Origin of the sequence: Verrucosispora sp. WMMD703, from assembly GCF_049178935.1 — a bacterium.
Lineage (GTDB): Bacteria > Actinomycetota > Actinomycetes > Mycobacteriales > Micromonosporaceae > Micromonospora > Micromonospora sediminimaris.
In genome coordinates this window covers 1,291,177-1,307,977 of record NZ_JBMHMM010000004.1, presented here as the reverse complement: position 1 = coordinate 1,307,977, position 16,801 = coordinate 1,291,177, and the positions used below count along the sequence as shown (strand labels likewise).

At 70.8% G+C, this 16,801-nt stretch carries 16 protein-coding genes; 1 reads left to right on the top strand and 15 read right to left on the bottom strand.

Annotation, left to right across the window (positions count from 1 at the left end):
* Window positions 1–33: 33 nt before the first annotated feature.
* From ACN26Z_RS06660 to ACN26Z_RS06650, 3 genes are all read right to left on the bottom strand, one after another.
* Window positions 34–1,413 carry a phosphomannomutase/phosphoglucomutase gene (locus ACN26Z_RS06660; RefSeq protein ID WP_093406688.1) on the bottom strand — a complete coding sequence of 460 codons (1,380 nt, stop codon included), beginning with the start codon at window positions 1,411–1,413 and terminating at the stop codon, window positions 34–36.
* Window positions 1,414–1,482: 69 nt separating this feature from the next.
* Entirely contained in the window at window positions 1,483–2,874 is a 1,392-nt protein-coding gene (locus ACN26Z_RS06655; RefSeq protein WP_421460253.1) for a hypothetical protein, read from the bottom strand.
* Between the two features lie 124 nt (window positions 2,875–2,998).
* Window positions 2,999–3,256, bottom strand: coding sequence for a hypothetical protein (locus ACN26Z_RS06650; RefSeq protein WP_421460252.1), 258 nt, complete (start codon window positions 3,254–3,256; stop codon window positions 2,999–3,001).
* Between the two features lie 145 nt (window positions 3,257–3,401).
* Between ACN26Z_RS06650 and ACN26Z_RS06645 the strand changes: the two genes are divergently transcribed.
* On the top strand, window positions 3,402–4,601 hold the full coding sequence (locus ACN26Z_RS06645) for an SUKH-3 domain-containing protein (RefSeq protein WP_093406540.1): 1,200 nt from the start codon (window positions 3,402–3,404) through the stop codon (window positions 4,599–4,601).
* A gap of 76 nt (window positions 4,602–4,677) precedes the next feature.
* On the opposite strand, the gene ACN26Z_RS06640 is transcribed toward ACN26Z_RS06645, so the two are convergent.
* The 12 genes from ACN26Z_RS06640 to ACN26Z_RS06585 all read right to left on the bottom strand — a co-directional run bounded on the left by ACN26Z_RS06640 (window position 4,678) and on the right by ACN26Z_RS06585 (window position 16,784).
* A complete protein-coding gene (locus tag ACN26Z_RS06640; protein ID WP_093406537.1) occupies window positions 4,678–5,355 on the bottom strand; it encodes a hypothetical protein in 678 nt (225 codons plus the stop codon).
* A 120-nt stretch (window positions 5,356–5,475) separates the two neighbouring features.
* Entirely contained in the window at window positions 5,476–6,111 is a 636-nt protein-coding gene (locus tag ACN26Z_RS06635; RefSeq protein ID WP_421460250.1) for a M15 family metallopeptidase, read from the bottom strand.
* The gene (locus ACN26Z_RS06630) at window positions 6,108–7,232 is read right to left on the bottom strand and encodes a D-alanine--D-alanine ligase family protein (protein ID WP_421460249.1); all 1,125 of its coding nucleotides are present in this window, start codon (window positions 7,230–7,232) and stop codon (window positions 6,108–6,110) included. Before ACN26Z_RS06630 ends, ACN26Z_RS06635 begins: the two co-directional genes overlap by 4 nt.
* Entirely contained in the window at window positions 7,229–8,263 is a 1,035-nt protein-coding gene (locus ACN26Z_RS06625; RefSeq protein WP_421460248.1) for a threonine ammonia-lyase, read from the bottom strand. Before ACN26Z_RS06625 ends, ACN26Z_RS06630 begins: the two co-directional genes overlap by 4 nt.
* A 19-nt stretch (window positions 8,264–8,282) precedes the next feature.
* On the bottom strand, window positions 8,283–9,458 hold the full coding sequence (locus ACN26Z_RS06620; protein WP_421460246.1) for an acyltransferase family protein: 1,176 nt from the start codon (window positions 9,456–9,458) through the stop codon (window positions 8,283–8,285).
* Between the two features lie 311 nt (window positions 9,459–9,769).
* Window positions 9,770–10,828 (bottom strand): sensor histidine kinase, encoded by a 1,059-nt coding sequence (locus tag ACN26Z_RS06615; protein WP_093406531.1) that lies wholly within the window; start codon window positions 10,826–10,828, stop codon window positions 9,770–9,772.
* Window positions 10,825–11,490, bottom strand: a complete 666-nt coding sequence (locus ACN26Z_RS06610) for a response regulator transcription factor (protein ID WP_093406528.1) — start codon at window positions 11,488–11,490, stop codon at window positions 10,825–10,827. Before ACN26Z_RS06610 ends, ACN26Z_RS06615 begins: the two co-directional genes overlap by 4 nt.
* Before the next feature lie 221 nt (window positions 11,491–11,711).
* Window positions 11,712–12,557, bottom strand: a complete 846-nt coding sequence (locus ACN26Z_RS06605) for a DUF559 domain-containing protein (RefSeq protein ID WP_282239961.1) — start codon at window positions 12,555–12,557, stop codon at window positions 11,712–11,714.
* Window positions 12,558–12,771: 214 nt separating this feature from the next.
* Window positions 12,772–13,554: an ABC transporter permease gene (locus tag ACN26Z_RS06600; protein WP_421460245.1), complete on the bottom strand. Its 783-nt coding sequence runs from the start codon at window positions 13,552–13,554 to the stop codon at window positions 12,772–12,774.
* Window positions 13,551–14,450, bottom strand: a complete 900-nt coding sequence (locus ACN26Z_RS06595) for an ABC transporter permease (protein ID WP_421460244.1) — start codon at window positions 14,448–14,450, stop codon at window positions 13,551–13,553. The genes ACN26Z_RS06600 and ACN26Z_RS06595 overlap by 4 nt, the downstream gene beginning before the upstream one ends.
* The gene (locus tag ACN26Z_RS06590; protein ID WP_421460242.1) at window positions 14,447–15,598 is read right to left on the bottom strand and encodes an ABC transporter ATP-binding protein; all 1,152 of its coding nucleotides are present in this window, start codon (window positions 15,596–15,598) and stop codon (window positions 14,447–14,449) included. The genes ACN26Z_RS06595 and ACN26Z_RS06590 overlap by 4 nt, the downstream gene beginning before the upstream one ends.
* A gap of 1 nt (window position 15,599) precedes the next feature.
* Window positions 15,600–16,784: a polyamine ABC transporter substrate-binding protein gene (locus tag ACN26Z_RS06585; RefSeq protein WP_421460241.1), complete on the bottom strand. Its 1,185-nt coding sequence runs from the start codon at window positions 16,782–16,784 to the stop codon at window positions 15,600–15,602.
* Between the last annotated feature and the right edge of the window lie 17 nt (window positions 16,785–16,801).

Below are 16,801 nucleotides of genomic sequence, written 5' to 3'. Positions count from 1 at the left end.
ACCGGCCGGAGGTGCCGACCGGCGCGAGCGATCTTATCGGCGAACCAGGTCGAGCACCTCGTCGCGCAGTGCGGTCATCCGCTCGGCGGTCGGTGCCTCGACATTGAGCCGCAGCAGCGGCTCGGTGTTCGAGGCGCGCAGGTTGAACCACGCCCCATCGGCAAAGCGCAGGGTGAGACCGTCCATCTCGTCGGCTTCGGCCTCCGGGTACGCGGCACGCACCTCGGTGACCTTGGCCGCCTGGTCCGCCACCGTGGAGTTGATCTCACCCGAGGCGACGTACCGCTCGTACTCGGCGGCCAGCGTGGACAGCGGCAGCGGCTGCTCGCCGAGCGCCGCCAGGGTGTGCATCGCCGCCAGCATGCCGGTGTCGGCGAACCAGAAGTCCCGGAAGTAGTAGTGCGCCGAGTGCTCCCCACCGAAGACCGCGTTGGTACGCGCCATCTCGGCCTTGATGAACGAGTGACCCACCCGGGCCACCACCGGCTCACCGCCGTGCTCCCGAATGATCTCGGGCACCGCGCTGGAGGTGATCAGGTTGTGGATCACCGTCGAGCCAGGGTGCTTGGCCAACTCCCGAGCGGCCACCAACGCCGTGATAGCCGACGGGGAGACCGGCTCGCCGCGCTCGTCCACCACGAAGCAGCGGTCGGCGTCTCCGTCGAACGCCAGGCCGATGTCCGCGCCGTGCGCCACCACCGCGCGTTGCAGGTCGACCAGGTTGGCCGGATCCAACGGGTTGGCCTCGTGGTTGGGGAACGTCCCGTCCAGTTCGAAGTACAGCGGCACGATCCGCAACGGCAGGGCCGCCAGAGCGGCGTCGCCGAGCACGCTCGGCACCGTGTGCCCGCCCATCCCGTTGCCGGCGTCGACCACCACGGTCAGCGGCCGGATGCCGGAGAGGTCCACAAGCGTGCGCAGGTGTGCCGCGTAGTCGGGCAGCAGGTCGCGCCGCTGCGTCGGCGCGGTCGGCTCACCGATCGGCTCGTCCTTGTCGAGCAGGGCCTGCGCCCGGTCGCGGACCTCGGCCAACCCGCTGTCCTGCCCGACCGGGCGGGCGCCGGCGTGACAGAGCTTGATGCCGTTGTACTGCGCCGGATTGTGGCTGGCGGTGAACATCGCGCCGGGCAGTCCGAGCGAACCGGAGGCGTAGTAGACCATGTCGGTCGAGGCGAGCCCGATCTCGATGACCGGGCGGCCCTCGGCGCGTACCCCGGTGGCGAAGGCGGCGGCCAGCCCGGGCCCGGAGGCCCGCATGTCGTGCCCGATGAGCACCGCCTGCCCCGGCTCACCGGCGGCGTCGAGCATCTGGGCGAAGGCGACGCCGAGGGCACCGGCGACACGCTCGTCCCACTGGTCCGGCACCGTCCCACGGACGTCGTACGCCTTCACGATCCGGGACAGATCAGACACCGGTTCCACTCCTCGCCTGCGGGACGTCAACGAACCTGAGCGTATCGGAGCGGCGGCACCCGCCCCGGCTCAGCCGCCGAGCCCGCGTCCGTACTCCGGCTCGTCACCCGTCCCGGCACCCGGCGACCGGTCCGGGCGCCCCGACACCCCGCCCTGACCAGGCTCCACCGGCGGCACCGAGGTCGGCGCGGCCGGCGGGCCCGAGGTCGGCGCGGCCGGGCCCGGAGGCGGTACGGGTGACCGGCCCGGGGGCGGTACGGCCAGGCCGGGCGTCGACGGTGCCGGCGGGGCGGAGGTGGGCGGTACGATCCGCGCCGGTGACACCGCTGCACGGGCGGACGTGACGGGTGGGACCGGGCCGGTCGGCGCCACCGGTCCACCCGGCCGAGTCGCCTCGGTCGGGTCGGCCGGCCGGGCACCGTACACCCCGCCGGTCGGCCGGGGCGCTGCGGTGCCGCCGGTCGGCCTGGGCTCTGCCGTGCCGCCGTAGACCCGGGGCGTGCCGGGCCGACTCGCCCCGTACGCCTGACCGGGCGTTGCCGGCGGCACGTTGCCCAGGCCGGGCGGCGATGCCGGTGCGGCATTCGGGCCCGGTGGGACCGGCAGGGCACCCGGGACGGATGCGACCGGCGCGGCGCCTTGGCCGCCGGACCGGTACGTGGTGCCACCCGGGTTGCGCGACGGTGGAATCACGAACCCGTCGGCCGGTTGTCCGCGATCCCTGCGGTCCTTGCGGGAGCGGTGGATCAACAGCCCGATGAGCAGTGCGCCAGCGGCGACCATGGCGATACCGAAGTACATCACCGGCGACCCGCCGGAGGACTCACCGGCCGTCTGGGCGAGATCGTCCGTCGTCTCGGCGGCAAGCGCCACGGTGGGCGTGGCCTCGACGGTCGGTTCCTCGGCCACCTCCTCGCTGGGCGACGGCGACGGGGAGGGCGACGGGGAGGGCGACGCCGAGGCACGCCCGCCAACCACCCGCGACGACGCGGCGGCCCGGCCCAGCACGGCACCGCGCGCCGTGGTCGCCTCACCGGTCACCACCAGTCGGCCGCCGGGGGCATCCGCGGCGAAGGCGACGCGGTACCGCATCGCCAGACCCTTGCCCTTGCAGAGCTCGTCCCGGGCCGGGGCGACCGGCGCGGTGGTGACCAGCCCCGTCGCACCGGAGATCCCGACCGGCACCCAACGGCCTCCCACGTTGGCCTGCACCGCCACCTGGTCGGCTCGTACGTCGGGCAGGCTCAGACCCAGCGCGGTGCGCACCCGCACGCATCCGTCGGTGCGCTTGCGCACCTCGACGGTCACACCCTGGGCGGAACGGCCCGCGGTGAAGCTGCCTGCCGAACGCACCCGCACCCGGTCCTCGTCGGCGTGCGCGGGAGCGCCACCGAGCGCCACCAGGGCACCCAGGAACACGCAGACCGTCGCGAGTCGCGCCGTGTGCCGACGTACCGACATGATCAACCACCGTTCCTCCCCCGACGGGGGAACGCCGGTCAGGCTACTACCGGGGCCTGACCTCGGCTGGCCATCGAGCACCCCGCATGTGCGCCGCACCACGTCGCGACGGGCCGCTCGGCGGTCATGCCGGACGGTCCGGACCCTCCCCGGAGCCGGACCCGCCAGCGCCGCCCTCGCCGCCCTCGCCGCCCTCGCCGCTCGCGCCGTCCTCGCCACCCGTCGCGCCAAGTGCCAGCGCAAAGGCCACACCGAGGGCCACACCGACGCCGATGCCGGCAGCACCATCCAGGGCCGCCACCCCGATCACCATGCCGAGCAGGATGCCCGCCGGCCAGGCCCAGAGCCGCCGGTCACCGTCCTTCTTCTCCGGAGCTGCCATTCCGCGAGCGTATTGCCCCCCGTCGAGGCCCGCAGCGGGTGCCGCGCGGGCCGCTCGGCGCGGCAGAACGACCGCTCACCTCACGATGAGTAGGCTCCACCGCACACAAAGCCACGCAGCGACGTAGTCCGATAGGTTACCGGTTGTGATCGACCGCGAACAGGCAGAACAGCTCGCCGCGGTGTGGGCCCGCCGCGACTCGCTGCGCCTGGGGCACGAGTGCCGACCGACGGTCGTCGAGTTCGACCTCGGGTACGTCATCACCTCCACGGCAGCCACACAGGTCAGGCCACTTGCCGGCGATCTGCCCACGACCGTGGTCGACAAGCGGACCGGTGAGGTGAGCACCTGGCCGCGGGTCTCGCCCGACGTGGTGGCGCGGCTCTACCGTCGCAGCCGGGCCACCCGCCCATCGGCCCCGCGTACCGTGGATCCGGCCGGTCAGCTGCTACGCGAGATCCGCCGGTTGCCCGCACCGACCACCACCGCACGTCTCACCGTCGAGGGGCGGATCTTCACCGCCCAGGGCGCCAAGGGTGACGTGGAACTCAACCACCACCCGCTGATCCGCGCGTACCTCGACCGGCAGCCCGCCGGCCACCTGGTACGCGGCGGTTCCCGGCACGCGGAGTTCGTCGTGGTCTCCGACGTCCTGCACGAGTACGACCACCGCCGCACTGCCGAAGGCATCACCGCCATGAGCATGGGCGACGCGAAGGAGCTGCTGACGTCCGCCCGCATCGAGGTGTTTCAGGTCCGGGCGCCGGGCGATCCGCACGGCGGGCCAGCCGAACGACCCTGCGACTCCTGTCTGAACATGCTTGTCGAGTTCAGCGTTCTGCCCCCTGCTGAACGAGCCCACACCGAGCCCTGGCTTCCACAACCGGCTGCCGACCCGGCACCCGGCCGGTTTCCTGCAGAGGTGGCGCGGGCGCTGGTCGCCGCCGGTTGGCGGCCCGACGCCGACGCAGCGACCTCGGCAGGTCACCCGGTCGTCAGCAGCGGCAGGGCGCACGGGCACGCTGCCCTCAACGCCCTACCCCGACTGTTCAGCCGGCGGCGCGGCCCCGGTGAGCAGGTGTGGATCTCCCGCTTCGACATTCACCCCCGTGGGGTCGCCCAATCCGCCGAATCGCTGCATGACTTCGCGGCGGTGATCGGCACCCGGCTGATCCCGATCGGCACCGAGAGCCGGCACAGCATGATCGCAGCTGACGAACGGGGTCGGATATTCGCGCTGGACCAGGCCGGTGAGTGGTTCCTCGGGGCCGACTTCGACGCCGCGCTCATCACCCTGCTGCTCGGCCGCGCCCCGGCCCGGGTACGCGACGACGGCGGTTGGTGACACCGCCGATCGTCGCGCCGTCGCGCCGGGCGGCGTGCGTGACGGCCGCGACGTCTGGCGACAGTGGACCTGCGGCTCAGCCCAGCACCTCGACGATGTTGTTGCGTACCAGGTTCTTGCCTGGCTCCCGGACCTGCTCCATCGCGGCGGAGTTCAGCAGCACACAGCTGCCGGAAGGGCCGGTGACGGTGACCGTGGTCGCCCTGTTGTTGTCCAGGTTGGTCACCCGCAGCCGGGTACCGACCGGGAAGCGGTCACTCGTCGCGGCCGGTCCTGCGTCCTCCTCGAAGAAGGTGATCGCGCCCTGGCAGGCCGATCCGGCGACCGGGCGGGCCGCCGGCGGTGAGGCCGACCCCGGCCGGTCACCGATCACGCCCGGCTGTCCCGCGCCCGGCTGCGCGGCGGCACCGATACGCTCGACCACGTTGTTCCGGATCACGTTCTTGCCGGGCTCACGGACGAGTTCCATCGCGGTGGCGTTGAGCAGCACGCAACTGCCCGACGGACCGACCACGGTCACCTCCGCCGATTTGTCGTTGTCGAGGTTCGTCACCCGCAGCCGGGTACCGACCGGGAACTGGTTGCTGGTGGCGGCCGGTGCGCCCGCCTCGGCCGAGAACGTGATCGATCCCGCGCAGACGCTCTGCCGGCTCGGTGCGCTGTCAGCGAACCCCAGACCGGTGCCCACCGCCACCGTCGCCGCGGCGACCACCGCCACCCCCGCCGCCAGCACGTGCTTCCGCTGCAGCTTCACCTGTTTCTCCCGTCCTCACATCCTTGTGTTCGCGGGCTGGTACGGCGTGGGAGCGCTTTCCAGTTCATCGCCGTGACACTTATCGAAACAATGCTTCGAGTTAGCCGGTGAAGGCATCGGTCATACCGGCCCGTAACGGGTGTGTGGCACACCGGTCAGCAACGCCCAGTAGCGATCTCCGTACGACCAGTGCCACCACTCGGTGGGGTAGTTCACCAGGCCGGCCCCACGCAGGGCGGCAACCATGATCTGCCGGTGCCGGCGAGCGTCGGGGCCTATCGACGACGCGGCGGTGAAGCAGGCGTTGTCGCTCGCCTCCGGGGTGGCGTCCACAGCGGTGCCCATGTCCAGCTCGACGCCGTCCGCTGTGCACAACGTCAGGTCCACCGCGCCTCCGGTGCTGTGCGGCGCCACCTCCACCGGGGAGACGAACTTGGTGGTCTCCCGGTACAGCCGCTCCGGCGACCAGTCCGGGTGGGCCCGCCGCAGTTCCTCCTGGTAGCCGGTGAAGATGTCAAGCTGTGCCTGGTAGGGCCGGTACCCCTCGACGATCAGCAGGCGCAACCCGTCGGGCAGTGCGCGCTGCGCCGTCAGCAACCGGTCCACCACCGGCTGACGCAACCGGGCGTACGCGCCGGCCGGATCGGCCGCCCGAGAATCCAGCCGCAGCTCGGGGAGATCGCGCAGGTCGACGAGCGGCTCACCGTCGTCGACGCCGGGTACCGCCGCGACCCGCGGATCGCAGAGCAGGATCATCGCTCGTCTCCCCCGCGGGGCCGCTCGGCGTGCCGGGCGAAGGCCAGCGCGACGAGACGGTCCAGGATCTCCCGGTAGCCGACGCCGGCCGCCGCCCACACCTTCGGGTACATCGAGTGGGCGGTGAAGCCCGGCATCGTGTTCAACTCGTTGACGTACAACTCGCCCGCGGCCTCGTCGTAGAGGAAGTCGACCCGGGCCAGGCCCCAGCCACCGATCGCGGCGAACGCCCGCACCGACAGCTCCCTGATCCGCTCGCTCACCTCCCGCGACAGCGGAGCCGGGACGACCATCGGATCGGTGTCGCCGAAGTACTTCTGGCGGTAGTCGAACCAGCCACCGCTGACCCGTACCTCGCCGACCGCTGAAGCGTCCGGACGGGCACCGCCGAGCACCCCGCACTCCAGTTCCCGGCCGCTGACTCCCTGCTCCACCACGACCACCGTGTCGTGTCGCAGCGCCTCCTCGATCGCCGCCGCCAGATCGTCGCCCTCGGCCACCCGGGAGATGCCGATCGAGGAGCCCATCCGGGCCGGCTTGACGAACAGCGGGCGACGCAGCCCCAGCACCAGCTTCTCCGGATCCTCAATGGTCCGGTACGTGGTCGCGTCGAAGGAGACGTGCGGGGTGATCGGCACCCCCTCGGCCCGCAACGCCCGCTTCATCGCCACCTTGTCCATCCCGACGGCGGAGGCGAGGATGCCGCACCCGACGTACGGCACGCCCAGGGATTCGAGCACCCCCTGCACCACCCCGTCCTCACCGAACGGGCCGTGCAGCACCGGGAAGACCACGTCCAACTCGGCGTGCACCGCGCCGGGCGCGTCCATCGCGGTCACCACCGCCGTACCGGCACGCGGCCCGGCCCGCAGCTCCACGGCCGGCCCGATCACCGTCAGCCGGTCGTCGATGGCCCGCTCCGATGTGGTGCTGGCCAGAAATCCGGACAGCGCCGCGTCCGGGACGAGCCGCAGCCCACCGGCGCGAGTGACCCCGATGGCGACGATGCGGTAGCCGCCGCCGGCCAGCGCCCGGGCCACACCGAGCGCGGAGGCGCAGGACACGTCGTGTTCCGCCGACGGACCACCGAACAGAATTCCAATGCGTACGGGCGCACTCATGCCGCTGCCACCTCTTCCTCAAGTCGGGCGGCTGCCGCCAGTCGGGCGACCAGGTCCGCCTCCACGTTTCCGCCGGTCAGCACCACGCCGACCGTGCGCCGCCGCGCCCCGTCGTTGCCCAGCGCGCCAGCGGCGGCGAGCCGTAGCGCACCGGCCAGACCGGCCGCCCCCGACGGCTCGGCCAGCATCTTCAGCTCCAGCAGGAGCAGCCGGAACGCCTCGGCGATCTCGTCGTCGTCCACCCGGACCACGCCGCGCAGCCGGGTGCGCAGGATGGCGAAGGGCAGCTCACCGACACAGGTCGGGCGCAGTCCGTCGGCGATCGTCGGTGCCGGTGTGACCGGAACGGGCCGACCGGCCGCCAGGCTGCGAGCCAGCGAGTCGCAGCCATGCGGCTCCACCCCGTACACCTCGATCGGCCGACCGGCCGCGGCCAGGCAGGCACCGGCGGCACCGCCACCGCCACCGACCGGCACCACGAGGGCGTCGAGCGGGGTGCCGGCCCGTTCGGCCTCCTCGATCAGTTCGAGGCTGGCACTGCCCTGGCCGGCGATGACGTCCGGATGGTCGTACGCGTCGACGATCGGGTGGCCGGTCTCGTCACGCACCCGGCGGGCCACGGCCAGCCGCTCCTCGACCGTCGTACCGGCGAGCACCACCCGCGCTCCTGCCGCGCGGGCCCGAGCCACCTTCGTCGCTGCCGCGTCGACCGGAAGCACCACCGTGGCGGCCAGTTCGAACCGCCGAGCCGCGAGCGCCACCGCCACCGCGTGGTTACCGGTGCTCTGGGCGACCACCCCACCGTGCCCGGCCGCTGCCAGCCGGCTCACCGCGTAAAGCCCGCCGCGCATCTTGTACGAGCCACCGGCCTGAAGGTTCTCCGCCTTCAGCAGCACCCGGGCACCGGCCAACCGGTCGATGGCCGGTGCCCGCAGCACCGGGGTACGCAACACCCGGCCGGCCAGCCACCGGGCTGCCTCCGGCACGTCGATCGGAACCGGACCGGCTCCGGACGGATCAGTGTGTGACATGTCCTCTCCTTCAAATCGATCAGTGGGATGCCGTTTGTGCGAGCGGTTCTGCCGCCGACGGCGCGGACGGTCGTGAGGTCGGCCGCCGGGCGGCGTTGCCCCGGACCGGCAGGTCGAACAGCCACGACGCCCGGACCGCCAGCAACAGCCGGTGCAGGCCGAGGCTGATCGCCAGCACGGCGACGGTGAGCGAGAACGGGAAGCCGAGGGCCAACGCGAACCGGACAGGTTCGTCCAGACCAGCGATCGGCTCGGCGATCAGTCGATGCAGCAGCGCCAGCACCGGCATGTGGAGCACATAGATCGGCAGCGTCTGTCGGCCGAGGGCGGCGAGTGGCTCGCCCACCACCGGCCTTCGGGCCAGCCGGACCGCCACGGCGATGCCGAACAGCACCGCGAGGACGGAGACCAGCGGCGCCACGCCGGGCAGCCGAGCGGTGCCGGTCGCCGCCACGGCAGCCAGCGCGACGGCGTACGCCGCTCCGGCCAGCAGCAATCGTCGGCCGGTGACGGCGTCGGCGAACCGAAGGACGTGCCCGCGCAGGTGCAGCCCGGCCAGGAAGAACACCAGGTTCTGGTACAGACCACCCCGGTTGCCGGGGGTGTCGAGCAGCCCCGCCGCGGCTACGGCGCTCAGCGTGCCGGCGGCGACCAGCAGCACCGCCGGATGGCACCGTCGCAGTGCCTTCGCCAGTACGAAGTACAGCGCCAGCGCGTACAGGTACCAGAGGTTGGACGGGGTGACCGTCAGCTGTGCCAACAGGCCACCGAGGTCGCTCGCCCGGTCGGTCGGGAAGTCCGGGGCGAGAGCCAGAACGGCAGTGTGGATCATCAGCCAGACGCCGTACAGGTAGAGGAAGCGGGCGGCCCGAGGCCGGGCGACCGACCGCCAGGGCGGCTGCACGGCGGTCGCCGCGAGCATGCCGGAGATGGTGAAGAACAGCGGCATCCGCATGGGTAGCAGCAGTTCGCCGAAGGTCCCCCAGGCACCCAGGACCGGCACGTCCAGCCGCCAGTCGATCTGGAGATAGTCCTTGACGATCACGTGCCAGAGCAGGACCAGCAGGATGCAGCCGCCCTTGGCGACATCCACCCAGGTCAACCTGGTGCCGGCTGAGACCGGCCCGGTGCCGGCACCGCCGGGGACGGGCCGGCCGACGGCCGACTCGACCACGGCGTGTTCGCGGGTGGTCATGGGTCTCTCCTCTCCGTCTCTGTCAGGCCGCCAGGCGACTGGCACGCCGCTGCTGTCCGCTGGCCCGCGGCTCAGGTGAAGCTGCCGCCGACCCGTCGCTGGCTGCTCGGCCGGTCTCCGGCCCACCCAGCGAGGTCGCGCGCACGCCGGTCAGGTCACCGGCACGCGGGCCGGGTCGGTTCCCGGGCACGGCGGAAGCGCACGTCTTCCGGGCCTGCCGACGTCGTTTCGCGGGCACGCTGAGGGTCGGGGTGCCGCGGATGCGGCCCCGTACGTCGGGTGGTGGCTCGGCTGCCGGCGGGGCAGCCGGGTCAGGGTGCGGTGGGTAGTTGGACGTCCACCCGCAGCCCGCCGTACTCGGCCGGGCGGGCGGCGATCAGGCCGTCGTGGGCCTGCGTGATCGAGCGAGCGATGGCCAGGCCGAGGCCGGCGCCACCGCTGTGATTCGTCCGGTCCCGGGCCAGGCGCCGGAACGGTTCGAAGAGACCGGCGACCGCCTCGGCCGGCACCACCTGGCCCGTGTTGACCACCGTCAGGGCCGGGTTGCGACCGACCGCGACGGTGAGGGTGCCGCCCGGCCGGTTGTACTTGATCGCGTTTTCCACGAGGTTCGTCACCAGGCGCTCCAGCAGCACCCGCTCGCCCATCACCCTCCGGGGTTCCAGATGGCTCTGCACCGTCAACCCGGCCTCGGTGATCCGGTCCTGGTGCGCGGCCAGGACCCCGGTGACGATCTCGTCGAGCCGCTGGGGGGTACGGGATCGCAGTCCCTGGTCGCTCTCACTGAGCGCGAGCAGCCCCTCGATCAGCCGCTCGTTGCGTTCGTTGGTCTCCAGCAACTGCCCGGTCAGCAGTTCCAGCTGTTCACCGGTCAGCGAGCGGGCCATGCCGACCTCGATCAACGTCCGCTGCACCGCCAACGGCGTGCGCAGCTCGTGGGAGGCGTTCGCGGCGAACCGCCGCTGCCCCTCGTAGCCGGCGGCGATGCGCTCCATCATCTCGTCGATGGACCGGGCCAGCCGGGCAAGTTCGTCGCTGCCGCGCGGCCGGAGCCGGTGACCGAGATTCTGCGGCCCGACCTGCGCGATCGGCCCGGCCAGATCCCGCACCGGCCGCAGGCACCACAGCGCGGCAGCCCAGATCCCGGCGACCGAGAGCACGAGGAGCACCAGCCCGGTGAGCGGGACGGCCAGGCCGGCGAGGTCCCGCGCCGGCTGGCACACCAGACCCACGCCGGGCAGCCCGGTGTGGCAGAGCCTGCTGACACTCACCCACAACTCGCCGAGCACCGACGTCGTCAGGCCGGGCAGGGCGTACCCGACGAGCAGGGCGAGCACGCCGACCAGCACGACCCGCCAGCGCGGCGTCACTCGGCACCACCGATCCGGTACCCGGCCCGGGGCACCGTGTGAATGACCTGGGGCTCACCGAGCTTCTTCCGCAACGTCATCACGGTGACCCGGACCACGTTTGTGAACGGGTCGGCGAACTCGTCCCAAGCCTGTTCCAGCAGTTCCTCGGCGCTGACCACCCGGCCCTCGGCGCGGAGCAGCACGTGCAGCACGGCGAACTCCTTCGGGCTCAGGCTGACCGGCCGACCGCTGCGGGTGACGGTGTGCCGGGCCACGTCCAGGACGACGTCATGCGCCTCCAGCACCGGCGGGACGGCCGGGGCGGAGCGCCGACCCAACGCCTGCACCCGGGCGACCAGTTCGGCGAAGGCGAACGGCTTGGTCAGGTAGTCGTCGGCGCCCAGCCCCAGGCCCTCCACCCGGTCCCTGATACCGGCGGCAGCGGTGAGCAGCAGCACCCGCGTACCGGAGCCGGACGCCGCCAGGCTGCGGCACACCTCGTCGCCGGTATGTCCCGGCATGTCCCGGTCCAGCACCGCGACGTCGTACCGGTTCACCCCGACCCGCTCCAACGCTCCGTCACCGTCGTAGCAGACGTCCACCGCCATCGAGAGGCGACGCAGCCCCTCCGCGACGGTGTCCGCCAACAACCGCTCGTCGTCCGCCACCAGCACCCGCACGCTTCCGCTCCCCGTGGTCCTCGCTGTCGGGCCTACGTTCTCAGGCAGGAGTTAAGGGTTCTGTAAGTGCCCGCCGCAGCAATACTCCACGTAACCGCGCCAACTCCGCCCCCACCCCCGCCCGTCCACTCCCGCGATCTTGCGCTTTTGGTCGCCGAAATGTCCCTTAAAGCGCTTATGCACCGATAGGAATTGCAAGATCGCGGGAGCGGGTGCGGGCGTCAGGAGAGGGCGGTTCGGATGGTGGCGATGATGTGGTTGGGGCGACGGTAGAGGTCACGATCGGTGAAGTACCGCATCCGCCAGCCCTGGGCGTCGAGCCAGTTGACACGTTCCCGGTCGTACCTGAGGCTCTCGCGACTGAGATGGGAGACACCGTCGTACTCGATGCCGACCCTGCGTTCGCGGTAGCCGAGGTCTAGGCGATAACGCTGGAAGCCGTCGGCGTCATGCACCCAGAGTTGCGGCTCAGGTGGCGGTAGCCGCCCGTCGACCAGCACCAACCGCAACTGACTCTCCTGGCGGCATTCCGCCCGGCCGTCGGCCAGTGACACCAACTCGCGCGCCTGCCGCACCCCGCGCAATGCCCGATGCCTGCACACCTCAGCGATCAGATCGTCGGGGGTCACGACACCGGACCTGAGAGCGCAATCCAACACGGGAAGTGCGTCAAGCCGCCGCACCGTACGCGCCAGGTCGATCGCGCAGCGCGCCGCCGGCACACAGGGCAGCCCACCGACGAGGACCGGCTCCACTGGCAGCACGGACCGATGCACGACCAGCCCGGGTAGCCGGGGTTTCGGCGCGATGGCCGGTAGTTGGACGTGCACGAGGTCGTCACGCAGGACGCCGAAGCCATAGCGTCGCGCTGCCGTCTGTCGGGTCAGCATGGCGCCCTCCGGCAGACACAGCAGCAGTGCCCGCAGCTCGTCATCATCGTCGAGGGGTTGATCGGCATAGACACCCCTCCGCACGCGGCGCAGTTCCTCCCGGCCCAGCCGGGTACGAAGTCGTCGGGCGCTGAGCGTCCGCAGCAGAGTTTCCACTCGCCACAGTTGAGCAGTCATGCGGACACCCTCCCCGCCCGACGCCCACCGTTCCGTCCCACCAACTCTCCCTGTGGACAGCCTCCCCTCCTGTGGAAAACCACCCCCCACCCCCACCCTCGTGCTACCCACCCCGCCTCCTCCGCGATCTTGCACTTTTCGACGCCACATTTCGGATTCAAATCCTCATAACGGCGACCGAAACTGCAAGATCGCGGGGTGACAGCGCGTGGGGTCACGGGCGGGCGCGCAGCGAAGTGGCCAGCACCAGTAGCAGCGCGACTCCGAACATGGCCGTCCCTATGACGTTGACCTGCGGTGGGATGCCCCGCTGGGCGGCACCCCAGACATACATCGGGAACGTGACGGTGGTGCCCGAGTTGAAGTTCGTGACGATGAAGTCGTCGAAGCTGAGCGAGAACGCCAGGAGGGCGGCGGCCCCGATGCCGGGCAGCACCAGCGGCAGGGTGATCCGCCGGAACGTCTGCCACTCACCGGCGTACAGATCCATCGCGGCTTCCTCCAACCGCCTGTCCATCCCGGTCAACCGCGCCTTGACGGTCACCACCACGAACGACACGCAGAACATGACGTGGGCGACGACGATGGTCCAGAAGCCGAGCGGCACCCCGCCGGAGACGAAGAGGGCGAGCAGCGAGGTGCCCATCACCAGCTCCGGCGTCGCCATCGGCAGGAAGATCAGCACGTTGAGCCCGGACCGACCCCGGAACCGGTGCCGGGCCAGGGCGAAGGCCATCAGCGTCCCGAGCACGGTCGCCGCCACGGTGGCGAGGAACCCGATCTGTACGCTGCGCAGCACCGCGTCGCACATCTCCGAACTGGCGCACGGGTCACGCCAGTTGTCGAGGGTGAACTCGTTGAAGTCGTACGACAGCCGGTTGGACGGGCGGTTGAACGACAGCGCGGCGACCACGGCGATCGGCAGGAACAGGTAGCCGAGCACCAGCAGCGCCACGCCCAGCACCCAGTGCTCGGCGAACCAACGGGAGATCCTCACAGGATTTCCTCCGTGCCGGTGCGGCGCAGGTAGCCGAAGACCACTGCGAGGATCGCCGACATCAGCAGGAACGACAGCGCCGCACCCTGCGGGTAGTCGAGGCGGACCAGGAAAGCGGAGTCGATGACATTGCCGATCATGTACTCGTTCGGGGTGCCGAGCAGTTCGGCGTTGATGTAGTCGCCGGTCGCCGGGATGAAGAAGAGCAGGGTGCCGGCGATCAGCCCGGGCATCGACAGCGGCAGGGTGACCCGGCGGAACGTCGTCAGCGGGCTCGCGTACAGGTCGCTGGACGCCTCCAGCAGCCGACGGTCGAGCCGTTCCAGGCTCGCGTACAGCGGCAGCACCAGGAGCGGCAGGAAGTTGTACGTCAGGCCGAGCACCACCGCGACCGGGGTGGCCAGCAGTCGACCGTCCGGACCGAGCAGGTGCACGTCGCGCAGCAGCCCGACCAGCGCGCCGTTGTCCGACAGGATCGTCTTCCAGGCCAACGTACGCACCAGGAAGCTGGTGAACATCGGCGCGATCACGCAGACCAGCAGCAGGTTCTTCCAACGGCCGGCCTTCAACGCGATCGCGTACGCCAAGGGGTAGCCCATCAGCAGCGCCAGCACCAACGCGATGCCGGCGTACAGAAAGGACCGTCCGAACTGCGGCCAGTACGCCTGCAACGCCGTCGGATAGTTGCCGAAAGCCCAGGTCAGCGCGTACCCGGTGGAGAGCGAGCCGGTGGGGTCGTAGAGGCTGGCCGCGGCAAGCTGCGCCAACGGCACGACGAAGAAGAGGAACAGCCAGGCGGCACCCGGCAGCAACAGCAGGTACGGCAGGAGCCGGTACCGACCCGATCGGGCAGCCGGGGGCGATGCCGGCCGCCCGGCCTCGCCTCGCGGGCTCACGGGGACGCGCCGACCGGCTCGTTCCGGACCGGCATGGTGCCGTCCGCCTCGTCGGCGCGGCGGCCGAGCAGAAAGGCGTGCTGCGGATGCCAGTACGCCACGGCCCGCTCGCCGACCGCGAAGCGCTGCTGGGCGCCACTGTTGGCGACGAAGACGCTCAGCTCGGTGCCCCAGCCGGTACGCAGCAGGTACTGAGTGCTCACCCCGAGGTAGGAGGCGTCGATGATCGTTCCTTCCAGGTACTGGTTGCCGACGGGCACCTGCACGGCCGCCCCGGCCAGGTGCAGCTTCTCGGGACGTACGCCCAGAAAGACCGGACCCTGGTCGGTGCGGGACCGCGCCGACGGCACGGAGAACCGCGTGCCGTGCGCGGTGACCAGCAGGTCGTTCCCGCTGCCGCCGGATACGTCACCGGCGATCAGGTTGGACTGGCCGAGGAAGTCGGCCACGAAGGCGGTCGCCGGGAACTCGTAGATCTCGGCCGGCGCGCCGAGTTGCTCGATCCGGCCGGCATTCATCACCGCGACCGTGTCCGCCATGGTCATGGCTTCCTCTTGGTCGTGAGTGACGTGCACGAAGGTGATGCCCACCTCGGTCTGGATCCGCTTGAGTTCGATCTGCATCTGGCGACGCAGCTTGACGTCGAGCGCACCGAGCGGCTCGTCGAGCAGCAGCACCTGCGGGTGGTTGATCAGTGCCCGGGCCAACGCGACGCGCTGCTGCTGGCCGCCGGAGAGTTGGGCGGGGCGGTGCCGTTCGTACCCGTCGAGCTGCACCAAGGTCAGCATCTGCCGCACCGGGCCGGCGACCGAGCGGATGCCGCGCCGCCGCAGCCCGAAGGCGACGTTCTCGAAGACGTCCAGGTGCGGGAAGAGCGCGTAGCTCTGGAACACCGTGTTGACAGGTCGTTTGTACGGCCGCAACCGGGAGACGTCGCGGTCATTGAGCAGGACCTGCCCGCTGGTCGGCTCCTCCAGGCCGGCGACCATCCGCAGCGTGGTGGTCTTGCCGCAGCCCGACGCGCCGAGCAGAGCGAAGAACGAGCCCTGCGGAACGGTCAGACTGAGGTCGTCGACCGCGGTGAAGGTGCCGAAGGTCTTGGTGAGGTTGGCCAGCGTCAGGTCGCCGGCCGGAGTCTCCCGCGCCATCTCACGCCCCGATAACCTGCTGGAACTTGCTCTCGTACTCGCGCTCCTGCTGCTCGTCCAGCGCCATGAAGACCCGGGACCTGGCGAGCATGGTCTCGTCCGGGAAGATCAGCGGGTTCGCGGCCAGCTCCGGATCGATCTTCTCCATCTCTGCCTGCGCCCCCTGCACCGGGCAGATGTAGTTGACAGACGCGGCGAGCTGAGCGGCGACCGCCGGGTCGTAGTAGTAGTTGATCAGCTCTTCGGCGTTGGCCTTGTGGCTGGCCTGGTTCGGCACCAGCATGTTGTCCGACCAGAGCAGCACCCCGGAATCCGGCACCACGAACCTGATCCGTTCGTCTTCGAAGCCAAGTTGGATGATGTCGCCGGACCAGCCGACGCACGCCGCGATGTCGCCCTTGGCCAGGTCCGGGGCGTAGTCGTTGCCGGTGAACCGGCGGATCTGCCCGGAGTCCACGGCCCGCTTGAGCTTGTTTAGCGCGTCGTCGAACTGGGCGGCGGTGAAATCCGCCGGATCGTGGCCGTTGGACATCAGCAGCAGACCCATGGTGTCCCGCATCTCGCTGAGCGCGGTCACCTTGCCCTTGAGGTCGGGACGGGTGAGCAGTTCATCGACGGTACGGATCTCCCCGGTGACCCGGCCGTTGTAGGCCAGTCCGGCGAGGCCGGACTGCCACGGGACGGCGAACTGGTTCTCGGCGTCGAAGGGGCGGTTCCGCAGCGACGGCAGCAGGTTGGCCTCGACGTTCGGCAGCTTCGACCGGTCGAGCTTCTGGATCCAGCCGAGCCGGATCATCCGGGCGGCCATCCAGTCGGTGAGCACCATGATGTCCCGCCCGGTGCTCTGGCAGGCGGCGAGCTGATTCTGCACCTTGCCGAAGAACTCGTTGTTGTCGTTGATGTCCTCGGTATAGGTCACCTGGATGCCGGTCCTGCTGACGAACCCGTCCAGGCTGGGACGCTTCGACTCGTCGTCCTCGTCGACGTCCATGTACTGCGGCCAGTTGGAGAAAGCCAGCGTCTTCTCCGTGCCGGACAGATCCTCGCTGACGCATCCCTCCTCGGTCTGCTGCGCGGCGGGGGTGCCGCAGCCGGTGAGAGTGCCGCCGGCCGTGAGCAGCGCAGCCGAGCCGAGGGTGCCGGTGAGCAGGCCACGCCGGGTGAAGGGCCGGTGGGCACTACGCATGTGACCGTTCCTATCGA

Bases quoted from the DNA above. Each gene is read 5' to 3' on its own strand.
- ACN26Z_RS06655 (WP_421460253.1), bottom strand. From the start codon at position 2,874: ATGTCGGTACGTCGGCACACGGCGCGACTCGCGACGGTCTGCGTGTTC.
- ACN26Z_RS06650 (WP_421460252.1), bottom strand. From the start codon at position 3,256: ATGGCAGCTCCGGAGAAGAAGGACGGTGACCGGCGGCTCTGGGCCTGG.
- ACN26Z_RS06635 (WP_421460250.1), bottom strand. From the start codon at position 6,111: ATGATCCTGCTCTGCGATCCGCGGGTCGCGGCGGTACCCGGCGTCGAC.
- ACN26Z_RS06630 (WP_421460249.1), bottom strand. From the start codon at position 7,232: ATGAGTGCGCCCGTACGCATTGGAATTCTGTTCGGTGGTCCGTCGGCG.
- ACN26Z_RS06625 (WP_421460248.1), bottom strand. From the start codon at position 8,263: ATGTCACACACTGATCCGTCCGGAGCCGGTCCGGTTCCGATCGACGTG.
- ACN26Z_RS06620 (WP_421460246.1), bottom strand. From the start codon at position 9,458: ATGACCACCCGCGAACACGCCGTGGTCGAGTCGGCCGTCGGCCGGCCC.
- ACN26Z_RS06605 (WP_282239961.1), bottom strand. From the start codon at position 12,557: ATGACTGCTCAACTGTGGCGAGTGGAAACTCTGCTGCGGACGCTCAGC.
- ACN26Z_RS06590 (WP_421460242.1), bottom strand. From the start codon at position 15,598: ATGGCGCGGGAGACTCCGGCCGGCGACCTGACGCTGGCCAACCTCACC.
- ACN26Z_RS06585 (WP_421460241.1), bottom strand. From the start codon at position 16,784: ATGCGTAGTGCCCACCGGCCCTTCACCCGGCGTGGCCTGCTCACCGGC.